The organism is Halobacillus amylolyticus, assembly GCF_022921115.1.
Taxonomy (GTDB): domain Bacteria; phylum Bacillota; class Bacilli; order Bacillales; family Halobacillaceae; genus Halobacillus_A; species Halobacillus_A amylolyticus.
This window is the reverse complement of record NZ_CP095075.1, coordinates 2,448,456-2,462,473: the sequence shown is the minus strand read 5'-3', so window position 1 is coordinate 2,462,473 and position 14,018 is coordinate 2,448,456. Positions and strand designations below refer to the sequence as shown.

Below are 14,018 nucleotides of genomic sequence, written 5' to 3'. Positions count from 1 at the left end.
CCATGCCCTCGCATCCTGTAGAATGAGGGATAGATTAAATTTCAAACGGGAAAAGGTGTTTTTTGTGAAAAGTTATCTTGTTATTGGTTCAGGGGTACTGGGTGCTTCTACAGCCTATCATTTGGCAAAAGCGGGAGCGGATGTGACCGTTGTTGACCGCAAGGATGTGGGACAGGCAACAGATGCAGCAGCGGGGATTATTTGTCCGTGGTTGACTAAACGAAAAAATAAAGCTTGGTATCGATTAGCTATGGAGGGAGCGAGGTATTATCCGGCATTAGTTGAAGAGCTTGAAGCTGATGGGGAAAAAGAGACAGGCTATAAGCGTGTCGGTGCGCTTCGCCTGCATACAGATGAAGAAAAACTGGATGAAATGATGGAACGAGCGCTTGAACGAAGCAAGGATGCCCCAGAAATGGGCGAGATCACCCGTCTTTCGCCGTCTGAAACGCAGGTGATGTTTCCGCCGCTTGCCGAAGAATATGGAGCCGTCCATATGAGCGGAGCGGCCCGTGTCGATGGACGTGCACTAAGAGATGCATTGTTACGTGCAGCCAAACGAAAAGGAGCTGCTTTTGTAAAAGGGGATGCTTCACTATTGGTCGAAGGGGCTCAGGTTATTGGTGTGAAAACAGAATCGGAGACGTTGTATGCAGATCAAGTGATCGTAGCAGCAGGAGCCTGGGCAAAAGAACTCATCAAGCCATTAGGGATTGATTTGCTCGTTCATCCGCAAAAGGCTCAAATTGCCCATTTGGAAATGCCGGAGACGAACACGAGTGATTGGCCGGTTGTGATGCCGCCGACGAATAAATATTTGCTCAGCTTTGATGGGGGAAGGGTAGTTGTTGGCGCCACCCATGAAACGAAGGAAAAATTTGATTCGCGTATCACAGCAGGAGGACTCCATGAAATTTTTAATAAAGTGTTGGCGATAGCTCCTGGATTGGCTCGTGGTACGATGCTTGAAACGAGGGTAGGGTTTAGACCATTTACACCTGACTCCCTTCCGGTTTTTGGAGCTGTGCCAAACTTTAAAGGCCTATTGTTGGCTAACGGCCTGGGGGCTTCAGGCCTCACGACAGGGCCATACATGGGGGCTGAATTAGCAAGGCTCGCTCTCGATGAACCGACGGAACTGAATGCTGATGATTATAAAATTGCGTTTGCCATAGGAAAGTAAGGCGGATAAGAACAATTAAAGCACAACCTTTTTTAGGTTGTGCTTTAATTGTTCTTTATTAAGCTTAGACCGACTTTTTTTAAGGCTTGTTCAAGATTCCGGGTAATACGCAGGTTTTTATAGATGGGATCTTGACTCAAGTGGCTCATGGCCATATCAGGCCGTACTCCGGTGAGAACAGGTGTTACACCCATAAGCTCAAGAGCCTTGATAATATCGGATAAATGGTTGGTGAATAAATCATCAAAACTTACTAAGCCTGAGAGATCAAGGATAAAATAATCGACATTCTTTTGATAAATGCGGTGAAGGATCGTTTCCAGCAGATGGTTGGAGCGGTCTTCATTCACAATACCGATCAGTGGGAGGACGACAACTCCTTCTGTAACAGGAACAATCGGGACGGACAACATATCAACACGTTGCTGCATCTGGTCCAAGCTGATAATATAACCAAAGACTTTCGCAACGGAACGGAGGAAGTCGGTATCTTTTTCTGTGAACTCTCTTGGTTTTTGATCCATTACACAAAGCGTACCGAATTCCTTATTATCCTTATCAAAGATTTTCGCACCCATGAATGCTTGAACCTGAACACTAGGGTAGAGATTTAGGTTTTTTGCAACGGGGTCTTGGGACATATTAGTTGATGTGAAAATTTTTCCACCTGTTTCAATGACGAATTGACAATAAGTCTCCTCGTAATTGATTTTCACATTTGCATCGAGAAGGTGTTCATCACGGTTATACGCCTCGATTACATCCACGTAACCATCTTCTTTTTTAGCAATGTAAACAGTGTTTACATCTAGAATTTGGCTGACATGTTTAAGGATTTCGTTTGCCGCTTCTTTTACGGAAAGATAGTTAAGGTCATTAGAGTGATTGTACATTGCTTCATACCTCTATTCCAATTATGTTTACTTAGGACGTCAGAAGAGTGGTAGTTAATAAGTATTAGTAAGTTTCTACACTAACATTTTTGTTAGCGTTATTGTAACATTTCTGTAACTTGATTTAAAATCAAAAAAATTACAGATGAATGATAAGGGCCCTGTTACAAAACAGCAGGACCCTAATATCCCTCTATGATTCATTCAATTGATTCATAAGTTCTTTAGAAACGACCAAAGTAGATTGAGGGTTTTGACCTGTGATTAAGTTGCCATCGACCTCAACATGTTTAGCCCAATTGCCTTTTTTAATGAAGTGTGCCCCGAGTTCACGCAACTTACTCTCCAGTAAAAAGGGCATATATTGATCTAGAGCAGTATCGGCCTCTTCGGCATCTGTGAATGAATTGATCTGCTTTCCTTTGACAAGTAGTTCGCCACTTGTCAATCTCACTCCAACTAACCCGGCAGGACCGTGGCAGACAGCAGCAACAAGCTTATCTGACTCATACATTTCACGAATGAGTTCTTGAAGTTTTTGATCGTCCGGAAAGTCGAACATGGTTCCATGCCCGCCAGGTAAAAAGATAGCATCGAAGGAATCAGCAGATAACTGATTGATGGCAACGGTATCTTCAAGGTGAGGCTTCGTGTCGAGAATTTCCTGAGGTTCATTCTCACTGACACTTCCAGGATCAACGGGCGCTTTTCCGCCCTTAGGGCTTGCTACAGTTACATCATATCCATGGTTTTTAAATTCATTAAAGGCCTCCCCAAATTCTGACAACCAAATTCCTGTCGGTTTGTTTTCAGCAATTTTCTCATGGTTTGTCACTACCATAAGTATTTTTTTAGGCATTTAAATTTCCTCCTATTAGTGAAAAAATCACCGTCGATTTGAACTTTCCAACTACATTTAACTGTTCCCGCAGCTTGGAATTTACGAAACATGAAAAATACAGGTATTTTAAGGAAAGGTAGTAAAAAGGAGCAGCCCTGATGAGCTGCTCCTTTTAATTGAATTCGATGATTTCACTGTTGCTTATATAGTTTACCGTGCTTTCATCTGAATCGGTAGGCAGTGAAAACTGTTGTTTGTATTGTTCATGCCCCTTGCCGGTAATCACGATCCACTCGCCAGGTTCACTGTTGTTTATAGCCTTTTTAATAGCGAGTGTGCGATCGGGGATAATTTCACCTTTTCCAATTTTTGTTTGGCTGAGGTGAAAAGTAAGGCTTTGAAGCATATCATCTTCAGATACTCCATTTAAATCATCCAACGTCAAGAAATATTGATCACTCATCTCGGCAGTAATGTTCATCATTTCCTGCCTTTTTGTGAGATCGCGATTGCCTCGAAAACCGAAAATGTGGGTGATTTTCTTTGCTTTTGCGTCATGAACAGTTTGTAAACAATTCATAACGGCATCTGCTGTGTGGGCATAATCAATCACTACAGTGGCGCCACTTTTTAAAGGGTACGTAGTAAAACGACCAGGTACACCTGAAAAATTACGGATGGATTCGAAAATATCTGTGGTTGTCTTTCCATCTAGCTGTTTTGCTGCAGCATAAGCTTGAAGGGTGTTATACAAGTTATGCATGCCGGCCATCGGAGACTGCAAGGTATGTATTTCATGGCCTTTTATTTTCACGGATGGCGGGTCAATAGAGAGCTGGTCCAGGATCTGCAGGTCGTTTGCAGCTGATCGGCCGACTGTGTACGTTCGTATTCCTTTTTGACTCAGTTCCTTAGCTAGTTTCTCACCATATACATCATCTGAATTGATGACGGCGGTACCGTTTGACTTAAGTTTACGGAATAATGCTTTTTTTACTTCATAGTACTGATCGATGGTTCCATGGTAATCCAAGTGTTCATGAGTTAGGTTTGTGAAGAGGCACAGATCAAAGTGGAGACCTTCTAATCGATATTCGGCTAACCCGTGCGAGGAAGCTTCCATAATTACGACTTCATCTCTGCTTTTGTCAATTAACTGATTTAATGTCAGCGCGTTTGGGGTGGTATTAAGTGTCTTTGAATATTGCCCATTGATGACGTTTTGTATGGTGCCTAAAAGGGAACAAGTGTAACCCATATCCTCAAGAAGATGTTTCATTAAGTAGCTGGTTGTCGTCTTCCCATTTGTACCTGTGATGCCAACCATAATTTTGCTTGAGGCAGGATCATGGTAGTAATTGCGTGCGAGAATTCCTAATGCCTGTTTGCTGTTTGGAACTTGTATATAAGGAACGTCCGAGCTTAGATAATCCTGATCGCCTACAACCACTGTGGCCCCTTTTCTAATGGCGTCTTGAATATACGTATGTCCATCAAATTGATAACCTGAAATGGCAACAAAAAGGAACCCTGGCTCTACCTCGTTAGAAGAATCGGTCAATCCACGAATGTCTAAGTCATTTGATTCAAGCCTGTCCTTATATTGAAGGGGTACGTCTTGTAATAGTTGGTCAAGTTTCATTTATATTGTGCACACCTTTTTTATGTTTAAAATTAAGAAGAGTTTTAATGCTAATTTTACCAAATAAGAAGCAGTCTATGTTATAAAAACAAAAAATAAGCTAAACGATTCATAAATAAGCCATAAAGAGGGAATAGGATGTTTATAAAAATATTCCTCTCAATTGGAAATATAATGGTGTGGTTTTGTTAATGAAAACTATCTCCCTTTATATCCTTTACGGAAGATCTCTTGAACCCCATGTACCGTGACATAGGCATCTGGGTCAATATTCAGGATGATTTTTCTGAATGGTACGATTTCGTGTTTGTTAATAACAAGATATAAGACCTCTCTTTGCGACCCTGTGTAGCCACCTTTTCCGTCAAGCACTGTAATACCGCGAGCCATTTTGTTGGTAACAGCATCCAATACTTCATTCGGGTGGTTTGAAATGATCATAACGGCAGTACGTTCATTGGCTCCTTCCACTACGACATCGATGACTTTTGCACCGACGTAGACAGAGATTAGAGTGTACATAGCTTTTTCTTGGCCAATGATAAAGGCGGAACCGACGATAACCGCAATATCAATCACAAGCATTCCTTTCCCGATGCTCCAGCCTAGATACTGGTTTCCAAGCCGAGCGAGGATTGCGGATCCACCTGATGTACCGCCAGAACGGAATATAAGTCCAAGACCCAGCCCAACTGCCAGCCCAGCGAAGAGAGCAGCAAGCAGCGTATCATCATTAATTTCTTTGCCCCAATCGACCGTGAAGTGTAAGAAAAGTGAAGAAAAAATGATAGCGACTATTGTATAGATGATCACGCGCTTATTGAAAAATTTATATCCGACGGCTACCAGTAACGTATTCAATACAAAGTTGACAATACCGGGTGACCACTCAAATAAATAATAAGTAACAATCGTGATCCCGATGACCCCACCCTCAGATAAGCGGTTAGGAATGGCGAAATAGTTGACACCGATTGCAAAAATTAGTGAACCGATAATGATCAGTAAGATATCTTTTACTATTCGTGTCACGTAACCCCTCCTTTTCCTCTTATTGTATAGTAAATGGATTATGGAAATATACCGGAAATATTCAGTTTTTTATATGATCCAAAGGTTTAATAATATTTTAGAAAGTGCAAATAATATACGGAAGAAAAGGTCGGTACTTATAATCATTGCGAAGACGACTAAAAACACACATGAGTGAGGAATAACCATGATGATAAATTTCGATCAAATCAAAGGCATTGCAATAAAACAAATATTTGGTCCGAATGCACAAGCTGTATCTAGTCTAGCATTCCATTCCAGACGTGTTGTTTTTTCCTCGCTTTTCTTTAGTGTGAAGGGGGAGAATGAAGACGGCCATCAATATATCGAAGAAGCGATTCAAAATGGGGCTTCTGCAATAGTTGGAGAAGATGAGGTTCAGCTCTCAAGGCTAAGCGAGCGCTATAAATCTTGTTCATTTGTAGCTGTCCAAGATGTAAGGAGCGTCATGGCTTACATGTCTAAACACTTCTTCAACAATGCAGATGAGAAAATTAAAACCATTGGGATAACGGGAACGAATGGTAAAACGACCGTTGCCGCCTATGTGCGTTCTTTGCTGAATCTGCTAGGAATTCGAAGCGGGTCCATTGGAACGACAGGTATATGGTCTTCTAAAGAAAAACTCAATTACGTAAAGAGTACACCAACGACTCCTGAAGCCATTGACCTCCATCAAGTTTTTCATGATTTAAAGGAGGCGGGAGATGAAGCGGCTGCAATGGAAGTTTCTTCAATTGCTTTAGATCAAAAACGAGTGGACGGAATGGTGTTTGATATAGGTATTCACACAAACTTTTCAGAAGAACACCTTGAATATCACAAAACGATTGACCATTACAAAGCATGTAAGCTGAAGTTATTTGAACAATCGAGACAAGCCGTTATCAATCTGGATGATGATGGGATGGGCATGGACCTTTTCAATTGTTTTAAAGGACCAAAACTTACGTATAGCTTATCTCCATCAAGTGAAGCTGACCTGATTGGAACAGGTATTGAAGTAATGGACACAGGGTCGATGTTTACGATTCACTATAAGGGCAAAAGCATCCAAGTATTTACACCGGTGTTCGGAGCATATAATGTAGCTAATGTGCTGTCAGCCATAGCCGCTTCTTTAATGTGCGGTTACACAATGGATGCGATTGCTGCTGTATTACCGCATCTGGAAAGCCCAGAAGGACGTTTCCAGGTTGTACAAGCCCCAAATGATACGAAGGTTATTCTCGACTATGCCCATACACCTGTTGCATTAACGAAGCTTGTTGACGAAGTGAAGAAAATGCAGCATCGACGTCTGATTGTCATGATCGCAGGCATTGGAATCCGGGATTTTAATAAAATGCCAAAGATGGCAGCGACAATTGAAGGGAAGGCAGATGAAGTCATCGTCACCGTTGATCACCCAGGCTACCATGATCCACAAATCATCATAAATCAAGTCATGAAGGGATTTAATGAACCTCGAGCAAGCAATATCCACTCCGCCTTAACTCGGGGGAAGGAGTCAGGCGTTCCCTCGGCCTTGGACAAGCTGGTGATATTGTTGTGTTAACGAGCGGGTGCATTAATAATGCGCAAATTGTAAAGGGGGAGCAAATCCCACATTCGGATGAAGCCATTATTCAAGAGCACTTTTTTCAGTCCCAATAGATTACAATAGAAGACCAGAAGTCTTGCTGCTTCTGGTCTTAGTTACGGAAAAAACGGTCTACAGCGTTTTGATACGTATAGAAGAAGTCTGGAATACAGTTGCGGGCAACTCCTGAGGTCATATTGGCCGCAATCGCTTGATTGTACCAGCTCTGATGTTCAAACCCAGCGTTAAATTGTTTCCACAACGCATCGCCATCACGCTCAAAATCTTTTTCCAGTGAAAGTAAATTATCCAATTTGTCAGCAACAATTAAACTTTTTACTTCTAAATTACCCGTTCGAATTGTGTCAATCGTATGCTGTTTGCGTTCCTGCCACGACTTCGATTTATCTTCACTATGGGCTGCCACAAGATCACGCACTTCTTGGTTAAATTCACGTTCGATATCTTCAAGCTCATAAGCTGTATCCTCAACTACATCGTGCAAGTAGCCGGCACAAATAACCACAGCATCACAACCTGCCGCTTCTAACGTATGAGCCACACGGACGGGGTGAACAATATAATCAACATCTGAATTCTTCCGCTTCTGCCCTTGGTGGGCTTTTGTAGCAAAAGCTTTCGCCTTTTCGATCATAAACAACACTCCTTCTTAAGCGTAAAAGTTGTCTCGATATATCCTTTGCAGATACCATAGGAATAGGTGAAATACGAACGGAGCGGAGGAGTCGCAAATAATGAAAATCGATCACATGGACGATCAGCCAATCATTTTAGTCGCAGGAAAATTCGACGGTCTTCATCGAGGGCATCAACAGCTTATTCAACAAGCTAAATCCTATGTTACCTCAGGCGACCAACTAGCCGTATGGGATCTGTCAGATGAGCAACCAGTCATCACCTCCCTTGATGATAAACTACGTATTCTGGAAGGACTCGGGACAGACCGATATTATTATAGTGATGTACAGGTGCAAAAATTACATTGTAAGCGAATCGTCATCGAAGAAGATATGGAACAAGTGTTAGCTAACCATTGCGATCCACATCACCTCCCTGTTACCATTTTACCGCACACCACCCTAAATCATGAAAGGATTCATGCTGCCGACATTCAGGCTTTTGTGCAAAAAGGGCAAATGGAAGCCGCCCAAGCACATTTGGGGCGTCCATTTCAGACGACAGGCACCGTTGTCCGTGGGGATGCACTTGGACGACAGCTTGGCTTTCCAACCCTTAACCTTGGTGGTATCGAAGAATATGCCGAGCCAAAACCTGGTGTTTATCTGGGCATTGTAGAAGTTCATGGTGAGACACCGGCCTATTATTACACATTGATTAGTGCTGGGTACCGTCCAACCGTGAATGGCCAGACATTTAAAGTGGAAGCTTATTTAATGAACTTTTCAGGTGATTTATATGGGGAGAAGGTGACTGTCAGTTACTTGCGCCATATGCGCGATGAAGAGAATTTTGACGGGATCAATGTTCTCGTTGAACAAATGAAACAAGATGAACGGGATGCACGAGCCATTTTAGGAATGCCGGTCATTTAATTATAAAGGGGTAATCATCATGGGGTAGTCGTAGTTGAAATTTGTGATGGAAATTTGATTAACGAACTCGACGTCGAAACCATTATAGAATCAGAGTATCCGGATGTCGCTGTGCTGATAAATGAATGTTTATCGTTCTGCGGGCTATGTGCCATTAAGCCTTATGCGATCGTCAATGGATCTCGTATTTTTGGCAAAACGCCTGAAGAGGCTTTAGATAAAATCAGGGAGAAAATTGAAGAGGAGTTAGCGCTTTTCGCTGAGTAGAGGCCGTGAGGATGAACGGCCTCTTTTTTGTTGTGGGTGAGCGGTTAAGGGGCATAAGTGAGCGGTTAGTTAAAGAAGGGGAGCGTTCGGAAAGAAAAGTAGAGTGCATGGTCTGAAAACTGAAGCGACCAAAAGGAGAAGTAAGCGCAGAGCGTTTGAGTAGCTGAACTGGTCGTTTAGCGCAAATGAGTGAAGCGCTTGTGGCAAAAAGTGAGTGAAAGGCTGTGAAACTGGATCGTTCTTGATAGAAACTAGGCGCTGACCATTTCCGCTATTTGTGGTCGGGGATATTTATAGAAAAGAAGGATTGAAAGAGGATCATGTCGAATAATATTTTATTCCAATTAAATAAGGAGTTGAATCAATGGTTATCAAAGAAAGGGAAATATCTGCAAGAATGAGGGGTTTGATGGGATTCTCGCGAAGACTCTCACATACAAATCCTAAGTACAAGCGCATAAACGAAGACTATAGTTTAATGGAAGCAGGGTATAAAGGAGAAAAATCTATTGAATTCCCCCTAAATTACTTAAAAGGGGAACATTATATATTGCATGATCTGCGTCTATTTGATGGAAAACATTACTTCCAGATAGATACGCTGGTGCTAACCGCCTGTTATATCTTAATTATTGAAGTTAAAAATTATTCTGGTGTGCTAACTTTTGACCGACGATTTCACCAATTAATACGGATGAAAGATGGCGTGGAGGAAGCTTTTCCAGACCCTACTGACCAGGTAGAGAGACAAGTCGAATTATTGAAAAAGTGGATTCAAGAACACGTCGACCAATACATTCCTATTGAAGGTTTGGTTGTTTTCGCCAATGAGCGAGCTGTTATTAAAACGTACGGGCATTATGACGAAATGGTTCTAGAGAGAGTTGTGAGGAAAAATGCTATGCCCCGAATTATAAATGGGTTTGCTGAGAAATACACAAGGCGATTTTACGAAACGGGTGATCTCAAGCGAACCTCTCTGAAATTATTGCATCATCATGTTGAGTTGGACTCTGATTTATTAAAACTTTATGGTGTTAAGAAGTCCGATATCATAAGTGGCGTTCAATGCCCACGTTGTCAAACCATACCAATGAAACGCTTGCCTAGAAGGTGGTATTGTCAAAATTGTGATACCTATTGTCGAGAAGCCCACCACCGAACCCTCAAAGATTATGGCTACTTAATATCCCCTCTCATTTCAAATCAGGAAGCACGGAATTTTCTCCATATCAGTTCACGCCACGCCATGAAGCGTATACTTAAAGCTTATCCCTTGAATGAGACTGGTATGCTCTATAAAATACGTTAAATATGTTCTAATCATGTCTAGGCGCTCAGATTTCATTCTGAACGCTCCAGGTTTTGTCATGAACGTTCGAAATTTTAGACCAAGCGCTCGGATTCTTTGCTAGGCGCTCCCAATCCCCTCCTAATCGCTCAGCACCAACAGTGTGTACTACTCCTTCAAGCAAACGATACGCTTCAGCAACTCATTCTGTGCTACACTACCATTGTATCCCTTTATTGGAAAGGAAGAGATCCAAATGAAAACAGTACAACTACATGATAAGGTCGACATGCCTCAGTTGGGATTTGGTGTATGGCAAGTTGAGGAAAAAGATGCTGTACCTGCTGTGTCAAAAGCGATTGAGACAGGCTATCGCTCAATTGATACCGCTGCAATTTATGGAAATGAGCGCCAAGTGGGGGAGGCAATTGCGAACAGCAATGTGCCACGTGAAGAGTTGTTCATCACAACAAAAGTATGGAATACAGATCAAGGCTATGACAACACACTAAAAGCCTTTGACGTGAGTTTAGAGAAGTTGGGTCTTGATTACGTAGACATGTACTTGATTCACTGGCCGACGCCGGAGTTTGATGATTACGTAGAAACGTATAAAGCACTTGAACAACTGCAGAAGGATGGTAAGGTGAAGGCCATTGGTGTCTGTAACTTTAACATTGATCATTTGCAGCGCCTACTTGATGAGTGTGATGTTAAGCCTGCCGTCAATCAGGTGGAATGCCACCCTTATTTAGCACAAAATGAATTAAAGGAATTTTGCCGTAAAAATGGGATCCTGCTTGAGGCGTGGAGTCCATTAATGCAGGGAGGAGATGTGCTAACTGATGATGTTGTTCAAGCAATCGCGCGTAAGCATAGCAAGACTTCTGCTCAAGTGATCATCCGCTGGCATTTAGAAAATGGAACGGTTGTTATTCCGAAGTCCATCACACCTTCTCGTATTGAGGAAAACTTCGATGTTTTCGATTTCGAACTTAGTAATGAGGAAATGAAGGAAATCAATGAACTCGATCGCGGAGAACGTAAAGGCCCTGAACCAAGTGAGATGAATGTACGATAAGGTATAAGTAGGGACGCTTAACCGAGCGTCCTTTTTTATATTTAATATGTTAACCTTATAATTTAATGGTTGACATATAATGAACTTATCTTCTATGCTTATTCTATAATTAGAGAGGAGGTAAATCATGGAACCCTAAGAACAGGTGGAGTCCATTAGATTTAACGATGGGGAGTTTATTTGTGGCAATGATGGCAGTCGGCGCTAATATTACGTCTATTGCTCCGTTTATGGTGGTTGGCGGTGTCCCCATTACACTACAGACGTTTTTTGCAATATTAGCTGGATTGATTCTTGGGAGTCGATTAGGAGCTCTATCCATGTTTACATACATGCTGCTAGGGTTGGCTGGTGCGCCAATATTCGCCCAGTTTAAAGGGGGCTTTGCTATCCTTTTATCTCCGACTTTCGGGTTCATCGTATCGTTTATCTTGATTGCCTACATAGCTGGTAAAATGGCAGAACATAAACGCAGCTTGGCTGTGTACATTTCGGCAGCACTCCTTGCAATGGCTACCAATTATATTTTCGGTACCAACTGGATGTATGCAGCCTATGTTCTCTGGTTTGATGCCCCAGAGGGGTTTACCTACAAAATGGCCTGGTACTGGATGGTTTTTCCTTTGCCAAAAGATATCGTCCTATCAATATTTGCAGGAGTCATGGCTCATCGTCTTGAGACAAGCATCGTTTCAAAAAGTGCTTTTCGAAATCAGAAAAAGGCTGCTTAAAGGTGGGATTGTATGCAGAATTGGAAACTGTTAGCGGATAAGGTTCTTCAAGGTGAGGAAGTAACTGATCAGGAGGCACTCGCTGTTCTAGAATGTTCTAATGAAGAATTATTGGAACTGTTACATAGTGCGTACCAGGTTCGTAAGCGTTATTATGGGAACCGGGTGAAGTTGAACATGATCATCAATACAAAATCAGGATTTTGCCCAGAGAATTGCGGCTATTGTGCACAATCAAGGGATTCTGCCGCACCTATTCAAAAATATCGTATGATGGACAAGGACACGATCATTGAAGGGGCAGAGCAAGCCCATCGTCTAAGGTCAGGCACCTATTGCATTGTTGCGAGTGGCCGTGGACCATCGAAACGGGAACTCGATATCGTCACCTCAGCTGTCGAAGAAATTAAAGATAAATATGATATGAAGGTTTGTGCATGTCTTGGTTTACTGAAGCCTGAACAAGCACGACAGTTAAAAGAAGCTGGAGTGGATCGCTACAACAATAATATCAATACCTCTGAACAGCATCATGATAACATCACTACAAGTCACACGTACCATGATCGGGTCGCCACTGTTAATCATGCAAAAGAAGCCGGCATTTCACCATGTTCGGGTGTCATCGTTGGAATGAAGGAATCCAAGCAGGATGTCGTTGATATGGCACGCGCGTTAAAAGAACTTGATGCGGATTCCCTTCCCGTTAATTTTCTGCATGCCATTGATGGAACATTATTAGAAGGAACGAATGAACTAACGCCGATCTATTGTTTAAAAGTACTTAGTCTATTTCGCTTTATTAACCCTACAAAAGAAATCCGCGTTTCCGGCGGAAGAGAGGTCAACTTAAGGAGTCTCCAGCCACTCGGGCTATACCCTGCCAACTCGATTTTTGTAGGAGATTACCTGACTACAGCTGGTCAAGAAGGAACAAAAGATCACCAGATGCTCGAGGATTTGGGATTTGAGGTTGACTATGTAACAACTGAAGAGACGGTATGATTATGGAAAAGGGCGCCCACATTGCGTCCTTTTTATGTGTTAAGAGAATATAAATCCTGAACTTTTATGGCAGTGAGGCAATAAAAACCTGCAAAAAATACCGATTTGCCTTCGTAAGGAAGGAACCAATCATGGAGGCAAACACTTATGTGTGACCTCGTTTGTATTAGAGTATAGGACGACGTGCCGTTCTCAGTCGAGTGCACTTAGGAGGGCGTTTCCATATTTATTAAGTATAGATTCCGCCGTCGATCATCTCAGTTAAATACCGAGCAAGTTCCTCTGGTTCACCTGGAAAGTCTTCCTCAATCCACCATTTAATTGTGCCGATAATGCTCATCGATATAAACGTACGGGTGATTTGTTCAGTACATTTAATTTTATGATTGTAATTCAGTGCGATATCAAGGATGGAGGAAGAGGAATCCTTGATGAATGCTTCAAATCTCTGCTGAAAATGAATGTTGTTCTGTTTCGTTAACATCACTGAGAAAAATAGAGCACGTTGTTTAATGGAAGTGAGTAGCTGGACAAACCTTGGGTGTGGCTGTTTAGATGACACAAAGTCAACCTCAGTATCACACGATTGAATTTCAACCATCAATTGCGCAAACAATTCATCCACCATTTCACGCAGCAAATGGTGTTTATCATGAAAATGTTTATAAAAAGTAGCACGGTTAATGTCAGCTTCAGCAGTAATCTCCTTAACCAATATCTCCTCATGAGGGACCTCTTCAAGTAATCGCAAATAGGCTTCCTTAATCCACTTTTGAGTGCGTAAAATACGAGCATCTTTTCTTCTCACCAAAACCCACTCATCCTTTCCTTGTTATAAAGTTAAGCAACATCGGGCAGAAATCTGTTTATTATCT

14 protein-coding genes are annotated in these 14,018 nt (G+C 42.1%); 8 read left to right on the top strand and 6 right to left on the bottom strand.

The window, feature by feature from the left end:
• The first annotated feature begins 55 nt into the window (after nt 1–55).
• Entirely contained in the window at nt 56–1,183 is a 1,128-nt protein-coding gene (locus MUO15_RS12670) for an NAD(P)/FAD-dependent oxidoreductase (protein ID WP_305853246.1), read from the top strand.
• 44 nt (nt 1,184–1,227) lie between these two features.
• On the opposite strand, the gene MUO15_RS12665 is transcribed toward MUO15_RS12670, so the two are convergent.
• From MUO15_RS12665 to MUO15_RS12650, 4 genes are all read right to left on the bottom strand, one after another.
• On the bottom strand, nt 1,228–2,076 hold the full coding sequence (locus tag MUO15_RS12665) for a GAF domain-containing protein (RefSeq protein ID WP_245029654.1): 849 nt from the start codon (nt 2,074–2,076) through the stop codon (nt 1,228–1,230).
• A 193-nt stretch (nt 2,077–2,269) separates the two neighbouring features.
• A complete protein-coding gene (locus tag MUO15_RS12660) occupies nt 2,270–2,935 on the bottom strand; it encodes a type 1 glutamine amidotransferase domain-containing protein (protein ID WP_245029653.1) in 666 nt (221 codons plus the stop codon).
• Between the two features lie 154 nt (nt 2,936–3,089).
• Nucleotides 3,090–4,559, bottom strand: a complete 1,470-nt coding sequence (locus MUO15_RS12655) for a UDP-N-acetylmuramoyl-L-alanyl-D-glutamate--2,6-diaminopimelate ligase (protein ID WP_245029652.1) — start codon at nt 4,557–4,559, stop codon at nt 3,090–3,092.
• Nucleotides 4,560–4,757: 198 nt separating this feature from the next.
• Nucleotides 4,758–5,591 carry a YitT family protein gene (locus tag MUO15_RS12650; protein WP_245029651.1) on the bottom strand — a complete coding sequence of 278 codons (834 nt, stop codon included), beginning with the start codon at nt 5,589–5,591 and terminating at the stop codon, nt 4,758–4,760.
• Between the two features lie 187 nt (nt 5,592–5,778).
• On the opposite strand from MUO15_RS12650, the gene MUO15_RS12645 reads away from it, so the two are divergent.
• On the top strand, nt 5,779–7,170 hold the full coding sequence (locus tag MUO15_RS12645) for a UDP-N-acetylmuramoyl-L-alanyl-D-glutamate--2,6-diaminopimelate ligase (RefSeq protein ID WP_245029649.1): 1,392 nt from the start codon (nt 5,779–5,781) through the stop codon (nt 7,168–7,170).
• A 136-nt stretch (nt 7,171–7,306) separates the two neighbouring features.
• Here the strand turns inward: MUO15_RS12645 and MUO15_RS12640 are convergent, their stop codons facing one another.
• A complete protein-coding gene (locus MUO15_RS12640; RefSeq protein ID WP_245029647.1) occupies nt 7,307–7,849 on the bottom strand; it encodes an HD domain-containing protein in 543 nt (180 codons plus the stop codon).
• A 100-nt stretch (nt 7,850–7,949) separates the two neighbouring features.
• Between MUO15_RS12640 and MUO15_RS12635 the strand changes: the two genes are divergently transcribed.
• From MUO15_RS12635 to bioB, 6 genes are all read left to right on the top strand, one after another.
• The gene (locus MUO15_RS12635; protein WP_245029646.1) at nt 7,950–8,768 is read left to right on the top strand and encodes a riboflavin kinase; all 819 of its coding nucleotides are present in this window, start codon (nt 7,950–7,952) and stop codon (nt 8,766–8,768) included.
• Nucleotides 8,769–8,807: 39 nt separating this feature from the next.
• Entirely contained in the window at nt 8,808–9,035 is a 228-nt protein-coding gene (locus MUO15_RS12630) for a YuzB family protein (protein ID WP_256464190.1), read from the top strand.
• 364 nt (nt 9,036–9,399) lie between these two features.
• Nucleotides 9,400–10,347 carry a nuclease-related domain-containing protein gene (locus MUO15_RS12625; RefSeq protein WP_245029644.1) on the top strand — a complete coding sequence of 316 codons (948 nt, stop codon included), beginning with the start codon at nt 9,400–9,402 and terminating at the stop codon, nt 10,345–10,347.
• Nucleotides 10,348–10,582: 235 nt separating this feature from the next.
• Nucleotides 10,583–11,407: an aldo/keto reductase gene (locus MUO15_RS12620; protein ID WP_245029643.1), complete on the top strand. Its 825-nt coding sequence runs from the start codon at nt 10,583–10,585 to the stop codon at nt 11,405–11,407.
• Nucleotides 11,408–11,595: 188 nt separating this feature from the next.
• Nucleotides 11,596–12,138 carry a biotin transporter BioY gene (locus tag MUO15_RS12615; protein WP_245036016.1) on the top strand — a complete coding sequence of 181 codons (543 nt, stop codon included), beginning with the start codon at nt 11,596–11,598 and terminating at the stop codon, nt 12,136–12,138.
• Nucleotides 12,139–12,150: 12 nt separating this feature from the next.
• On the top strand, nt 12,151–13,143 hold the full coding sequence (gene bioB / locus MUO15_RS12610) for a biotin synthase BioB (protein ID WP_245029642.1): 993 nt from the start codon (nt 12,151–12,153) through the stop codon (nt 13,141–13,143).
• 229 nt (nt 13,144–13,372) lie between these two features.
• Here the strand turns inward: bioB and MUO15_RS12605 are convergent, their stop codons facing one another.
• Nucleotides 13,373–13,951 carry a TetR/AcrR family transcriptional regulator gene (locus tag MUO15_RS12605; protein WP_245036014.1) on the bottom strand — a complete coding sequence of 193 codons (579 nt, stop codon included), beginning with the start codon at nt 13,949–13,951 and terminating at the stop codon, nt 13,373–13,375.
• Nucleotides 13,952–14,018 lie beyond the last annotated feature (67 nt).

Excerpts from the sequence above, each read along its gene's own strand:
- MUO15_RS12660 (WP_245029653.1), bottom strand. The coding sequence starts at position 2,935 with ATGCCTAAAAAAATACTTATGGTAGTGACAAACCATGAGAAAATTGCT.
- MUO15_RS12640 (WP_245029647.1), bottom strand. The coding sequence starts at position 7,849 with ATGATCGAAAAGGCGAAAGCTTTTGCTACAAAAGCCCACCAAGGGCAG.
- MUO15_RS12620 (WP_245029643.1), top strand. The coding sequence starts at position 10,583 with ATGAAAACAGTACAACTACATGATAAGGTCGACATGCCTCAGTTGGGA.
- MUO15_RS12635 (WP_245029646.1), top strand. The coding sequence starts at position 7,950 with ATGAAAATCGATCACATGGACGATCAGCCAATCATTTTAGTCGCAGGA.
- MUO15_RS12645 (WP_245029649.1), top strand. The coding sequence starts at position 5,779 with ATGATGATAAATTTCGATCAAATCAAAGGCATTGCAATAAAACAAATA.
- MUO15_RS12615 (WP_245036016.1), top strand. The coding sequence starts at position 11,596 with ATGATGGCAGTCGGCGCTAATATTACGTCTATTGCTCCGTTTATGGTG.
- bioB (WP_245029642.1), top strand. The coding sequence starts at position 12,151 with ATGCAGAATTGGAAACTGTTAGCGGATAAGGTTCTTCAAGGTGAGGAA.
- MUO15_RS12655 (WP_245029652.1), bottom strand. The coding sequence starts at position 4,559 with ATGAAACTTGACCAACTATTACAAGACGTACCCCTTCAATATAAGGAC.
- MUO15_RS12625 (WP_245029644.1), top strand. The coding sequence starts at position 9,400 with ATGGTTATCAAAGAAAGGGAAATATCTGCAAGAATGAGGGGTTTGATG.
- MUO15_RS12665 (WP_245029654.1), bottom strand. The coding sequence starts at position 2,076 with ATGTACAATCACTCTAATGACCTTAACTATCTTTCCGTAAAAGAAGCG.